Consider the following 12,637-nt stretch of genomic DNA (forward strand, 5'->3'; position numbering starts at 1 on the left):
GGGCTGCATTCCCACGCAGAGCGTGGGAACGATCACCTAACAACAACGTAACCCCCGATATTTTTTGCCGAACTCGGCTCTGCCATAAATCTAATAAATTCGGAGTAGTCGCTCATGGCTCATTTGCAACGCACCCTGTCATTGGGTTCGGTGGTGCTGTTCGGCATCGCCTACATGACGCCGATCATTGTGCTCGGCACCTTTGGCATCCTCGCTCAATCCACCGCCGGCAGGGTGCCGGCCGCTTATCTGCCCGCAACATCGGTGGTGACCTGTTCGTGTCGATCTTCCTGATCGGCCTGATCGTCGGCCAGTTCGCCTCGGGCCTGTCGGCTCAGGCCAGTGGTTCGCGGTTGCTGTTCGCCATGGGCCGCGACGGCGTGCTGCCAAAATCCTTCTTCGGCACCTTGCACGAACGCTATGGCACACCGGTCAACAGCATCCTGTTGTGCGCTGTGGTCGCTTTACTGGCGTTGAAACTGGATGTCACCACCTCGACCTCATTCATCAACTTCGGCGCGTTCCTCGCGTTCAGCCTGGTGAACCTGTCGGTGATCTTTCACTACTGGATCGGCGGTGAGAGCAAAGGGCTGCGTGAATTCGTGTTGTTCCTGTTGTTCCCATTTATCGGTCTGGCGGCGGATTTGTGGCTGATGGTCAGCCTCGATCACCTGGCGATCTATCTGGGCTTGAGCTGGCTGGCGATTGGCGTGGTGTACCTGGCGGTGCTGACCGGCGGCTTCCGTCGCCAGCCACCGGAGATGGATTTCCAGGAGGCTACCTAGGCGGGAGCGGTTTGGATTGATGAATCGGCAATTCGACCCGAAAGGTTGTTCCCACGCCAACCTCACTGCGCACCGTAATATCCCCCCGGTGTTTTTTCACGATGCCATAGGACAGGGACAACCCAAGCCCTGTCCCCTGGCCCACGGGTTTGGTGGTGAAGAACGGGTCGAAGATTTTCTGCAGGCTGTCCGGTGCAATGCCGGAGCCGGTGTCTGCGACCTCGATCCACACCGTTTCAGCTTCTACCCCGGTGCGCAGGGTGAGGGTGCCGCGTTCCGGGCCGATGGCCTGGGAGGCGTTGACGATCAGGTTCATGATCACCTGATTGATTTGCGAAGGCAGGCATTCGATGTCGGGCAGGTCCTGATATTCCTTGAGCACATCGGCCTTGTACTTGAGTTCGTTGGCGACAATGTTCAACGTCGATTCGATGCCCTGTTGCAGATTGGCCCACTGCCATTCCTGATTGGAGTCCACGCGGGAGAAGTCTTTCAGGTCCTTGACGATCTGCCCGACCCGGTTGATGCCGTCCTTGGATTCCTTGATCAGCAGCGGAATGTCCTCGCGCAGGAACTCCAGCTCGACCCGTTCGCGCAGTTGGTTCAAACGCTCGATCAGCTCGTTGGAGCCGATCGCCTCTTCCGCATCCCGATAGGCGTCGAGCATTTCCTGCAATTGTTTGAAGTAGCCATCCAGGGTGCCAAGGTTGGAGGAAATGAAGCCGATGGGGTTGTTGATTTCATGGGCGACGCCGGCCGCGAGTTGCCCCAATGAGGCGAGTTTTTCCGATTGCACCAATTGGGTTTCAAGCTGTTTGCGCTCGTCGATTTCCCGCTGCAACTCAACGCTGGCCTCTGTGAACTGCCGGGTTCGGCGCTCGACCATTTGCCCTAAATGGTCCATTTGCACGCTGGCCCGTTCGGTCATGTCCCATTTGGTCAGCAGGGTGTTGGCCATCTGCTGGACTTCAATATTGTCGAACGGCTTTTTCAGGATCAGCAGCCGGTCATGCGCCTGCAAGCGGTCCAGCAATTCATCCCAGGAATAGTCGGAATAGGCGGTGCACACCACCACCTGCAGGCGGGGATCTGCTTGCCACAAATGTTCGATGGTTTGCGCGCCGTCCCAGCCCTCAGGCATGCGCATGTCGACAAAGGCCAGGGCGTAGGGGCGGTTTTCCTGCAAGGCCCATTTGAGTTTGCCCAGCCCCTCCTGCCCGCCGAACGCCGAATCCAGTTCGAACAGGGGGCTGGCGGACTTCACGTCGCTGCCGAACAGCGTGGCCTCCATCTCGTCCAGTTCGACGGTCTGCTCCGGCGTGGGCGTGAGAATCTTGCGGAAGTCCACGTGAATGGACTGCGTGTCGTCGATCAGCAGAATGCGTCGGTTCGAACGCTCGCTCATGCTTCAACCGGTACGGCTTTCAGCGGAATCTGCAACGTGAACAGCGCACCCCTGCCCGGTCCGTCGCTATGGGCGGTGAGGTGGCCATTCATCTCGATGGCGGCCAGGGCGCAGCTATGCAGGCCGAAGCCGTGGCCTTCCTTGCGGGTAGTAAACCCGTGAGCAAAGATCCGCGTCATGTTTTCCTCGGCGATGCCTTCGCCGTCGTCCCTGACGCTGACTTGCAGGGTTGTGTCATCGACGATTTTGACCCCCAGGGTCATTTGTCGCGGGCGGTTGCTGAGGTCGGACATGGCGTATTTGGCGTTGCTGATCAGGTTGATCAGGATCAGCAGCAAACGGTGTTTGTCGCCCATGACCTGCGGCACATCGCTGTATTCCTTGACCACCATGACGTGGTGTCGGGTCAGCGCGCCGGAGTTCATGCGCAGGGCGTCCTCCAGCAATTCGCTGATGTGCAGCGGTTCCATCAGGCTGTTGGCGCCCGCGTAGGACTGCTGAGTGGCGACGATGTCCTTGATGTGGTCCACGCTTTTGGTCAGCTGGGCCAGTTCGTCGGTCATGCCTTGTTGTTCAAGGGCAATGGCCTCCACCAGTTGATTCAGGTAGCCGGGCAGCAACTTGCCTTTCGCGTCCTCGGTCAGAAAGTCGCCGAGGTCGCCTTGATGTTCGTTGATCAGCTGCATGGCCTTGCCCAGGCCCTGCGCCTTGCTGCCGCGCAGTTTTCGGGTCACCAGGTCGGCCGAAATGTTCACGCTGTTGAGCACGTTGCCGACGTTGTGCAGCACATTGGTGGCGATCTCGGCCATGCCGGCCTGGCGCGCGGTGTCGAGCAGTTCACTCTGGGTGTCCCTGAGCTCGCGGGTGCGCTCTTCAACTCGCAGCTCCAGGTCTTCATTGGCGGTTTGCAGGGCTTTGTTGACGCGATTGATCACGGTGAAACTGCGCATCAGGTGAACCGCCAGGTACACCAGCAGCAACACCAGCAGCACCGAAAACAACAGCATGTAGAAGTGATAGCGCTGGTCGACCGTATCGGTCCGTTGCTGATCGGTGTTGAGCAGGTTGGTAATATCGTCCAGGCGTTCGGCCACGGGAACGGCCTCGATGTTTTCCAGCAACCGATTGACCACGGGTTGTTCGCGCAGGATCAGCGCGATGTGGTTGCTCAGAATATCGATCGGGCTGTGGAAAGGCTCTGGCAGTCGCAGTTTGTTCACCCCCAGTTTGTTCAGCCCGAGCAGGATGTCGGCGGCCTTGTCATCAGAGGTGACCTGAGCGAACTCCAGGCTGCTGAGCAGCAAGTCATAGGTGTCGGTGGCGATGTTCTGAAGTTGCAGCTGGTCCCCATCCACCCGGGCCAGCTGTTCATGAATGTCGTCCTCGGCGGTGGGCAGGAACGCCAGCGAGTTGCGCAGCACGGCGTTGTGTGACTTGAACTGCTCCACCAACCGGGTCTTTTCCTGGATGGCAGTCAGGTAGGCATCGTGGCTGGCGCGCCAGATGGGCGACTCGTTGCGGCCGTGGTTCGACTCCATCGGGTCGAACCGCTCCCACAGGTTCGTCATCTCGGTCAGCGGTGCGACCAACGGATCGTAGTTGTGACTGATGGCGACCCTGGCCTTGAGGATTTCGGTTTCCCATTGCGCGTTCAGTTGTTTGATCCGGCCGATCAAGTCCCGGGATTCGGTGTAAGTCGTCGTCTGGTTCGAATTGGATTTGAGGTACAGGAACAGCAGCGTTGAGGCCAGCATCAACGCGACGATGCCAAGCAACGCCAGGTTGCGGCGATTAGTTGTTTTCATAAGGGCTTACCTCCCCATTCACCGGTCAGGGTCTTGAGGAACTTGATGATCAGGGTCTTGTCCTCGGCGGAAGGAATACGCCCGAGCTGGAACGTGAACATCACGTCCACCGCCTCTTCGAGGGTCTTGACCGAACCATCGTGAAAGTACGGCGCGGTCACGGCGACGTTGCGCAGGCTCGGGACCTTGAACACGTTGCGGTCCTCTTCGTCCTGGGTGACCAGATAGCGACCCAGGTCGGCTTCGGTGGGGTTGCCCCGAATCTTGAAGTAGTCGCCCATGACCCCGAACTTCTGGAACATGTTGCCGCCGATGTTCACCCCTTGATGGCAGGCGATGCAGCCGTAATCCTTGAAGCGTTGATAACCGTATTTTTCCTCCCGGGTGAGAATGTCGGTATCACCCAGCAGGTATTGGTCGAAGCGCGAGTTGGCGCTGATCAGCGTGCGTTCGTAGGTGGCCAGGGCATTCTGCACATTGTTCATGGTCACGCCGTCGGGGTAGGCCTTGCTGAACGAGGTCCGATAAGCCGGGTCAGCGGACAGCACTTCCACCACGTGTACCCAGTTACTGCCCATTTCACTGGGGCTCTGCACCACTCCGTGGATCTGGGTTTCCAGGGTGTCGGCGCGGCCGTTCCAGAATTGCCGGAAGTTCAGGCTGGCGTTGAACACGCTGGGGGTGTTGATCGTCACCGGAAGGCCGGCGAAACCGATGGAAAACGCCTTGTTGTCGGCCCCGCCGTTTTCCAGTCGATGGCAACTGGCGCAGGACAGACTGTCGTTGACCGACAAGCGTTTCTCGTTGAATAACTGGCGGCCGAGTTCGACCCGCAGCGGATTCTGTTGTGGCACCGCCGGCAGTGGTTTGAGCGGTTCATTCAGCGGATCGGCGCCGGCGCTCAGGCATAACCCGAACAGTGGCACCCGCAGCAGATGGCGAAAGGAGGAAGGCGACATCTGATGATTCCTTGGCTTGGGGCCTGTGTGTCGTTGCGCATCGTTCACGTGGTGGCGGATGAAGGGGGCTTCACCGACCCCAGATACCGGACGAACGCTTCCGGCTCTACGGCTTTGCTGAAGTAGTAACCCTGGCCTTCCTCGCATTGATGGGCCTTGAGGAAATCCAGTTGTTCGAGGGTTTCCACCCCCTCGGCAATGATGGTCAGCTTGAGGCTCCGGCCCAGGCTGATGATGGCGCTGACGAGGGCAGCGTCGTTGCTGTCGCTGCTTAAGCCGCGAATGAACGACTGGTCGATTTTCAGCACATCGATGGGAAAACGCTGCAAGTAACTCAGGCTGGAATAACCTGTACCGAAGTCATCGATGGCCAGTCGCACGCCCATGGCCTTGAGCCGGGTCAGCGCGGTCACCGTGGTTTCGACGTTCTGCATCAACACGCCTTCGGTGATTTCCAGCTCCAGCAAGGCCGGTTCCATACCTGTTTGTTTGAGTGTCTGTTCGATGCCGTCGACAAAGTCCCGCTGACGGAAATCGATGGCCGAGATATTCACCGACATATAGATTTTTGGCAGCCCCGCGGCCTGCCAGGCGCAGGTTTGTCGGCAAGCCTCGGCGAGCACCCATTTGCTCAACGGCACGATCAAACCGCTGTCTTCGGCTACACCGATAAATTTGGACGGGTAGACCAGACCGTGCCCCGGTTTTTGCCAGCGGATCAGCGCCTCGGCACCGACCACCTGGCCGCTGCCCAAGTCCAGTTTGGGTTGGTAATGCAGGACAAATTCGTTGCGCTCCAGCGCCAGGCGAATGCCAGACTCGATGCTTTGCTGATCCCGGGCGCGCTGGTTCATGTCGTCGATAAAAAAACTGTAATCGTTCGGGCCGCTTTCCTTGATGTTGCGCATCGCGGTTTCGGCTTTCTTGATCAGCGAGATGGCATCGAGGCCGTCCTCGGGGTAGATGCTGATCCCCAGGCTGGCGGTCACGCACAGGTCGTGGCCGGCAATGTGCTGAGGCGCGCGGATGGCGTTCAAGAGTTTTTCGGCGATGCCCTTGGTCTGCTGAGGGTGGCGGACATCGGCGAGGATCACCACGAATTCGTCAGAGCCGTAGCGGAATACCGAATCAGACTCGCGAATAGTCGCCACCAGATTGCGGCCGACCTGTTTGAGCATCTCGTCACCGGCCGGATGGCCCAGGGCGTTGTTGATGCGCTTGAAGCGATCGAGGCCCAGAAACATCACGGCCAGTTGCTTGTCGTGACGACGGGACAGGGCCAGAGACTGGTTCAGCCGGTCACCGAGCAACGTGCTGTTGGGCAGCTCGGTCAGTACGTCGTACTGCAACAGGTGCGAGACTTTGAGCAATTCGTGGACCCGCGCCTCGATGGTTTGCTCCAGGCTCAGGACCTTCATTGCTGCGTCCTGCGTCATCTGCCATTTCCAGGTCAGGGCACTGGCCATCTGGCGGATTTCCAGGCTGTCGAAGGGTTTTTTCAGCACCAGCAACTGGTCGCCGAACTCCAGCCGTTCGGCCATGTCTTCCCAGGTGTAATCGGAATAGGCCGTGCACAATGCGATTTGCAGGTGAGGGTCGGCCTTCCACAGTTGTTCGATGGTTTCCAGGCCGTCCCAGCCCGGTGGCATGCGCATGTCGGTGAACGCCATGGCATAGGGGTGACCTTCGGCCAGTGCGCGCGTGACCAGTTCGAGGGCTTCCTGGCCCTGGTAGGCCGAGTCGAGCTGGAACGTCAGCCGATCAAGCTGCACGGTGCCGAACAGAGCTTCTTCAGCACCAGCCAGGGTCTGTTCGCCTTCGGTCTCTGGGCCAAGAATCTTGCGAAAATCCTCATGAATCGAGGGCGTGTCGTCGATGATCAGGATGCGCCGGTTGGTCCGCACGAAAGGCGTTTTCATCCTTTGTCCTCCGCGGAGCGTGGCGGGTTGTCCAGGATCGACCCGATGTCATGGTTCGGGAGTACGATGCTGCCAGCCTTCAGCAGCGCGGCGGCCTGCTGGCTGCTGACCGCTTTGCTGAAGTAGTAACCCTGGGCGTTCATCGGTGAACCGGTGGCCATCAGCGAACTGCGCTGTTCCTGGGTTTCGACGCCCTCGGCGATGATGCCGATCCCGACTTCACGGGCAAAGTTGATAATGGCGCGCAGGGTATTCGCGCTGGCCGGATCGCGGGCGGCGGTGTCGATGAAGGCCTGAGCGAGTTTCAGGTGATTGACCTGGTAGGTCTTGAGGTAGTCGAACGAGGAATACTCGGTGCCGAAGTCGTCGATAGCAATCTTCACCCCCAGCTCACGCAGGCGCGGCAGCACATCGTTGTGGGTCCATTTGGTCTGGGCCAGCGTCGCTTCGGTGACGTCGAAGCGCAGGTCCCAGGGGCAGAGCTCCCAGCGTGCCGTGGTGCGCAACACGTCGTAGATCAGCTCGGGACCACTTTTGAGCTGGGCCAGGGACAGTTTGATCGCAATGACGGGTGGCGCCATGCCTTCATCGCGCCATTGGCGCATTTGCTGGCAGGCGTGATCCAGCACCCAGTGACCGAGCGCGACGATGGTGCCGGTCTTCTCCGCGGCGGGCAGGAACGCCGGGCCTTCCAGTAAACCGCGCTCGGGGTGGTTCCAGCTGACCTGAGCTTCCATGCCGAGGATTTTGCCGCTGCTCAAGTCCACTTCCGGCCAGTAATGCAGTTCGAGTTCATCGTGTTCGATGGCCGCTCTCAAGTCGCTGGCGATGGTCATGCGTTCAACCACCTCCTGATTGATTTCGTCGGAGTGGAAGTGGTACTGGTTGCGGCCCTTTTCCTTTGAGCGATACAGCGCCATATCGGCCTGGGTCAGCAGACCGTCGGCACTGGTGCTTTCCGGGGTACAGCTACTGATGCCGATACTCACCGAGACCCGTATATCATTGCCAGCCAGGGAATAGGGCAGTACCAACGTATCGCGGATCTTGGCGGCCAGGGCTGCGGATTGGGTCGGGTCACCGACGTCCAACTGCAGGATTGCGAACTCGTCACCGCCGAGGCGGGCCACCACATCGTTTTTGCGCACACTGGCCTTGATCCGGCGGGCCACCTCTTGCAACAACAGATCGCCCACCGGGTGGCCGAGGGTATCGTTGATGCGTTTGAAGTGATCCAGGTCCAGGTAAAACATGGCGAACGGTGCCGCCCCCCGACGAGCCGCGGCGAATGCCTGGTGCAACCGCTCGATCAGCGTCGCACGGTTGGCCAGCCCGGTCAGGCCGTCGGTGCGGGCCAGCAGGGCGATTTTCTCCTCGGCCAGTTTGCGTTCGGTGATGTCGATGATGATGCCTTCGACTTCCAGCAAACGGCCTTCATCGTCGCGCACTGGGATGTAGCGGTTTTCGACCCAGCGCCAGTCACCGTTACCGGTGCGCATCCGAAACTCGATGGAAGCGCCCGCCGCATGCCGGTCCAGCACCCGGGCCATGGCGGTGTCGACCTTCGTTTGATCATCGGGATGGATCAATTCCTGGGCCCAGTTGGCCGAGGCCAGGAGGTTCGCGGCGACGTGACCGTACTTGGTGATGTTGTGCGAGATGTACATCAGCGGAAACGACGGCTCGCCCCGCAGCCGATACAGAATGGTCGGGCTGTTCTGCACAATAATGTTGGCATCGGACAGCTCCCGTGTGCGCTCCTCGACCGCCTGTTCCAGCAGCGACATTTTCAGCGCCGCGTCTTCGGTCATTTGCCACTTGGCGGTCAATGCACTGGCCATCTGGCGGATTTCGATGGCATCGAAGGGCTTTTTGAGAATCAGCAGACGATCGCCCAGTTCCAGGCGTTCGTCGATGTCTTCCCAGGAATAGTCGGAATAAGCAGTGCAGAGCGCAACTTGCAACTTGGGGTCGACCTGCCACAGCCGTTCGATGGTTTCCAGCCCGTCCCAGCCCGGCGGCATGCGCATGTCGATGAAGGCCATTGCGTAAGGCATGTCGTTGGCCAGCGCCGTCTCGACCTTGTCCACGGCTTCGAGGCCCTGAAACGCCGAGTCAAGTGTGAAGCTTTGCAGCGATAGCGCCGCAGGGGTGCCGAACAGGGCGTTTTCGGCGCTGATCAGGCTGTCGTCCTCAATCGAGGGTGGACTGAGGATCTTGGTGAAGTCCGCATGAATCGAAGCGGTGTCGTCGACGATAAGAATCCGTCGATTGGTCCGTGCCAGCAGCGTATTTATCGTCATACGCTGGTACCGGCAGCAGTGTGGTGCGGTTTATTCATAGGGGGCATCCTTTCCCTGATCACCTGGCCGAACGTACAGATTATGGATCCGAGTCACTTGAGCATAGTCCGCTGTCCAGCACTTCGCGCAACTCAATGAGCTGATTCATTTCCGTTTGGGGGGGGGTGAAAATCATCTAGCCTGTAGGTCAGGCTCCGGCAATAGGGGATGTTTGTCCCGGGTCCTACCACAACGATGTGCCCGTTTTACTTGAGGTGACGCCATGGAAGAGCAACTCCCCACGACTTTGTACGATAAACCCAAGGTGCTGCTGGTCGATGATGAGGAGTCAATCCTCAACAGCCTGCGTCGTCTGTTACGCAGCCAGCCCTACGAATTGCTGCTGGCCACCAGCGGTGCCCAGGCGCTGGAGATCATGGAGCAACACTCCATCGACCTGGTGATGACCGACGCACGCATGCCTAACATGGACGGTGCCACGCTGCTGGCTCACATCCATCAGCTTTACCCGACGACCACCCGGATTCTGCTCACCGGCTACGCGGACATGCCGACGATCATCAAAGCCATCAACGAAGGGAAGATTCACCGCTATATCAGCAAACCCTGGAACGACGAGGAAATGCTCCTGACCTTGCGCCAGGCCTTGGCTCATCAATATTCCGAGCGCGAACGTCAGCGCCTGGAGCAGTTGACCCGGCTGCAGAACGATCAGTTGAAGTCGCTCAACATCACCCTGGAAAAACACGTCGCCGCCCGTACCGCCGAACTCCAGCAGACTGCCGACATGCTCGACCTGGCCTACGAAGAGCTCAAGCGCAGCTATGTCACCGGCACCGAGGTGTTCTCGCTGCTGGCCAACTTGCGCTTGCCACCGGCCAAACAGACTAACCGCCAGATCATCGAACTGGTGCGGGTGTTTTGCAGACTTCACGAACTGGACGAGGGCACGAGCCGCGACCTGGCCATGGCCGCGGCGCTCTACAACATCGGCAAGCTGAGCTGGACCGACAGCATGATCACCGCGTCCGCGGACCTGCTGCACCACAATGATCGGGAGCGTTATCGCGGTTATCCCAAGCAGAGCGAATCGCTATTGATGACCCTCGACCCGATGAAGGACGCCGCCCGTCTGATTCTTCATCATCAGGAGCGCTGGGATGGCAGCGGTTTCCCCGACCGGCTCAAGGGCGAGGCGATTCCGTTCGGTTCGCGCCTGCTGAAACTGGCGGTGGATTTCATCGAGTTGCAGCGCGGACTGATCCTCGAGCGGCAGATGAACAGCGATGAGGCGCTGGTCTACATCCGCAGCTATGCCGGGCGGCTCTACGATCCCGAACTGGTGGAAGATTTCATCCAGGTCTGTGCCGCGTATCTGAGCGATGTCTCGTTGGCCGATCCGTCGGTCAAGGTGCTGACCACACGGGAAGTGGCGGCGGGCATGATCCTGGCGCGCAACCTCAATGCCGATAACGGCATGCTGCTGCTCAATGCCGGCAAGGTGTTGAACGGGCCGCTGGTAGAGAAGTTGATCGCCTTCGAAGCCATGGAGGGCGCGAAGTACAGCATTTTTATAAAGGTGCCAGAAGAAGAGGAGACAGCGCTGCTGGAGCGTGCAACGACATAGATGTTGGCGCAGGATGTGATCTTTGCGGGGTGACGAAGCTGCGGCGGCCATGTGATCCTTGCGCTTTTTCCTCAAGGCCAATCCTGAACCATGACGCTTTCATCCGCCGCCTCGCCCCGTCTCATCCGCATCGCCGCCGCCCTGTTGATCGGCCCGGACGGTCGCACACTGTTGGTCCGCAAGCGCGGCACCGAGGCGTTCATGCAGCCGGGGGGCAAGATCGAAGCCCATGAGCAGCCTGTCCACGCCCTGGCCCGTGAACTGGAAGAAGAATTGGGCTTGGTCATCGATCCGGCACACGCCACCTACCTCGGACAATTCTCTGCACCGGCCGCCAACGAGCCGGGTTTTGTCGTCCAGGCCGAACTCTTTCAGCTGACCATCGATTCAGCGGTAGCGCCTGCGGCGGAGATTGAAGAGGTGCGCTGGATCGACCCGGCCACCGACGGCGATGTCACGCTGGCGCCATTGACACGGGACCTGATCCTGCCGTTTTATCGAGCTTCGTTGCCGACCGCCTGAACATTTGCGCAACGCTCGTTTTATAAGAGCCAGGACTGCCTATGATTCCGCTTCAAGACTTGCTGATCTTTGCCGCTGCTGCGTTGCTGATGGTGCTGACGCCGGGGCCGAACATGATCTACCTTATTTCCCGTTCGATCTGCCAGGGGCGCAAGGCCGGGGTGACCTCCTTGCTCGGTGTGGTCGCGGGGTTTTTCGTGCACCTGTTCGCGGCCGCTGCCGGTTTGACCGCCGTGTTTCTGGCGGTGCCGATGGCCTACGAAGTGCTGAAGTGGGCCGGCGCGCTGTACCTGGTGTGGTTGGCCTGGCAGGCCGTCAAACCGGGTGCGCGTTCACCCTTCGAGATGCAGCAGTTGCCGCCGGATTCGTCCCGTAAATTGATCACCATGGGCTTTCTGACCAGCGCCCTGAACCCGAAGATCGCCGTGTTTTATTTATCGGTGTTTCCGCAGTTCGTCACTCCTGAGCACGGTGCGGTGTTCACTCAGAGCATCATTTTGGGCCTGACCCAGATCAGCGTCAGTTTCACCGTCAATCTGCTGATCGCGTTGTTCGCCGCGGGCATCGCCTCCTGGTTCGTCAACAACCCGACCTGGCTGGCGGTGCAGCGCTATTTCATGGGCTTTGTGCTGTCGGCGCTGGCGGTGCGACTGATGCTTGAACAACGACGGATGGCTTGAACATGTGGATTGAGCGGCTTGATGCCAGTCATGCCCTGGATTATCGGGCGCTGATGCTCGAAGCCTACGACCTGCACCCCCAGGCGTTTACCTCCAGCGTGCGCGAACGCGCGGTGATGCCGCTGAGTTGGTGGGAATCACGCCTGACCAGCAAGCTGGACGTGGTGTTCGGCGCGTTCGAAGACGGTGAGTTGGCGGGCATCGTGGGCCTGGCCTTCGAGCCTCGGGAAAAGGCCCGGCACAAGGCGACATTGTTTGGCATGTATGTGTCGGGCAAGGTCCGGCAACGTGGGTTCGGTTATCACCTGGTGCAGGCCGTCCTGGCTGAGGCGCAGATCCGTCAGGGCCTGCGGTTGATCCAGCTGACCGTCACCGCTGGCAATGAAGCCGCGTTCAACCTGTACCAGCGTTGCGGCTTTATCCAGTTTGGCCTCGAACCTTTGGCGGTGCGGGTGGGCGAGGACTACTTCGACAAGATCCATATGTGGCGGGAGATCACCGCCTGACCTGAGACATGCGGTCACTTTGTAGCAGCTGGCGAAGCCTGCGTTCGGCCCGAGCCGAACGCAGGCTTCGCCAGCTGCTATGTATGGACTCGCCCCCACTGTCTACCCGCTTTTGAAAAACCGCCG

Annotated in this window: 9 protein-coding genes and 1 pseudogene; 5 read left to right on the forward strand and 5 right to left on the reverse strand. The window is 59.6% G+C overall.

Going from position 1 to position 12,637, the window contains the following annotated elements; translation table 11 throughout:
* Positions 1-19: 19 nt before the first annotated feature.
* A pseudogene (locus QK293_RS02110) lies at positions 20-785 on the forward strand (APC family permease); the annotation flags it as partial.
* Here QK293_RS02110 and QK293_RS02115 read toward each other — a convergent pair.
* The 5 genes from QK293_RS02115 to QK293_RS02135 are packed head-to-tail and all read right to left on the reverse strand — an operon-like array spanning position 778 to position 9,176.
* Entirely contained in the window at positions 778-2,190 is a 1,413-nt protein-coding gene (locus QK293_RS02115; RefSeq protein ID WP_282375311.1) for an ATP-binding protein, read from the reverse strand. The pseudogene QK293_RS02110 and the gene QK293_RS02115 sit on opposite strands and share 8 nt — an antisense overlap.
* The gene (locus tag QK293_RS02120; RefSeq protein WP_282375312.1) at positions 2,187-3,995 is read right to left on the reverse strand and encodes a DAHL domain-containing protein; all 1,809 of its coding nucleotides are present in this window, start codon (positions 3,993-3,995) and stop codon (positions 2,187-2,189) included. Before QK293_RS02120 ends, QK293_RS02115 begins: the two co-directional genes overlap by 4 nt.
* The gene (locus QK293_RS02125) at positions 3,992-4,954 is read right to left on the reverse strand and encodes a cytochrome c peroxidase (RefSeq protein WP_282375313.1); all 963 of its coding nucleotides are present in this window, start codon (positions 4,952-4,954) and stop codon (positions 3,992-3,994) included. Before QK293_RS02125 ends, QK293_RS02120 begins: the two co-directional genes overlap by 4 nt.
* Before the next feature lie 44 nt (positions 4,955-4,998).
* Entirely contained in the window at positions 4,999-6,873 is a 1,875-nt protein-coding gene (locus QK293_RS02130; RefSeq protein WP_282375314.1) for an EAL domain-containing protein, read from the reverse strand.
* Entirely contained in the window at positions 6,870-9,176 is a 2,307-nt protein-coding gene (locus tag QK293_RS02135) for an EAL domain-containing protein (protein WP_282375315.1), read from the reverse strand. Before QK293_RS02135 ends, QK293_RS02130 begins: the two co-directional genes overlap by 4 nt.
* 262 nt (positions 9,177-9,438) lie before the next feature.
* Between QK293_RS02135 and QK293_RS02140 the strand changes: the two genes are divergently transcribed.
* From QK293_RS02140 to QK293_RS02155, 4 genes are all read left to right on the forward strand, one after another.
* A complete protein-coding gene (locus tag QK293_RS02140; RefSeq protein WP_282375316.1) occupies positions 9,439-10,803 on the forward strand; it encodes an HD domain-containing phosphohydrolase in 1,365 nt (454 codons plus the stop codon).
* Positions 10,804-10,893: 90 nt separating this feature from the next.
* The gene (locus QK293_RS02145) at positions 10,894-11,325 is read left to right on the forward strand and encodes an NUDIX domain-containing protein (protein WP_282375317.1); all 432 of its coding nucleotides are present in this window, start codon (positions 10,894-10,896) and stop codon (positions 11,323-11,325) included.
* A 41-nt stretch (positions 11,326-11,366) separates the two neighbouring features.
* Positions 11,367-12,005 (forward strand): LysE family translocator, encoded by a 639-nt coding sequence (locus QK293_RS02150; protein WP_282375319.1) that lies wholly within the window; start codon positions 11,367-11,369, stop codon positions 12,003-12,005.
* Positions 12,006-12,007: 2 nt separating this feature from the next.
* Positions 12,008-12,511, forward strand: coding sequence for a GNAT family N-acetyltransferase (locus QK293_RS02155; protein WP_282375336.1), 504 nt, complete (start codon positions 12,008-12,010; stop codon positions 12,509-12,511).
* The last annotated feature ends 126 nt before the right edge of the window (positions 12,512-12,637 follow it).

Origin of the sequence: Pseudomonas sp. AL03, assembly GCF_029960815.1 — a bacterium.
Classification (GTDB): Bacteria; Pseudomonadota; Gammaproteobacteria; order Pseudomonadales; family Pseudomonadaceae; genus Aquipseudomonas.

Coding starts and splice junctions, on each gene's coding strand:
- QK293_RS02150 (WP_282375319.1), top strand. CDS start 11,367: ATGATTCCGCTTCAAGACTTGCTGATCTTTGCCGCTGCTGCGTTGCTG.
- QK293_RS02135 (WP_282375315.1), bottom strand. CDS start 9,176: ATGACGATAAATACGCTGCTGGCACGGACCAATCGACGGATTCTTATC.
- QK293_RS02115 (WP_282375311.1), bottom strand. CDS start 2,190: ATGAGCGAGCGTTCGAACCGACGCATTCTGCTGATCGACGACACGCAG.
- QK293_RS02130 (WP_282375314.1), bottom strand. CDS start 6,873: ATGAAAACGCCTTTCGTGCGGACCAACCGGCGCATCCTGATCATCGAC.
- QK293_RS02155 (WP_282375336.1), top strand. CDS start 12,008: ATGTGGATTGAGCGGCTTGATGCCAGTCATGCCCTGGATTATCGGGCG.
- QK293_RS02125 (WP_282375313.1), bottom strand. CDS start 4,954: ATGTCGCCTTCCTCCTTTCGCCATCTGCTGCGGGTGCCACTGTTCGGG.
- QK293_RS02140 (WP_282375316.1), top strand. CDS start 9,439: ATGGAAGAGCAACTCCCCACGACTTTGTACGATAAACCCAAGGTGCTG.
- QK293_RS02145 (WP_282375317.1), top strand. CDS start 10,894: ATGACGCTTTCATCCGCCGCCTCGCCCCGTCTCATCCGCATCGCCGCC.
- QK293_RS02120 (WP_282375312.1), bottom strand. CDS start 3,995: ATGAAAACAACTAATCGCCGCAACCTGGCGTTGCTTGGCATCGTCGCG.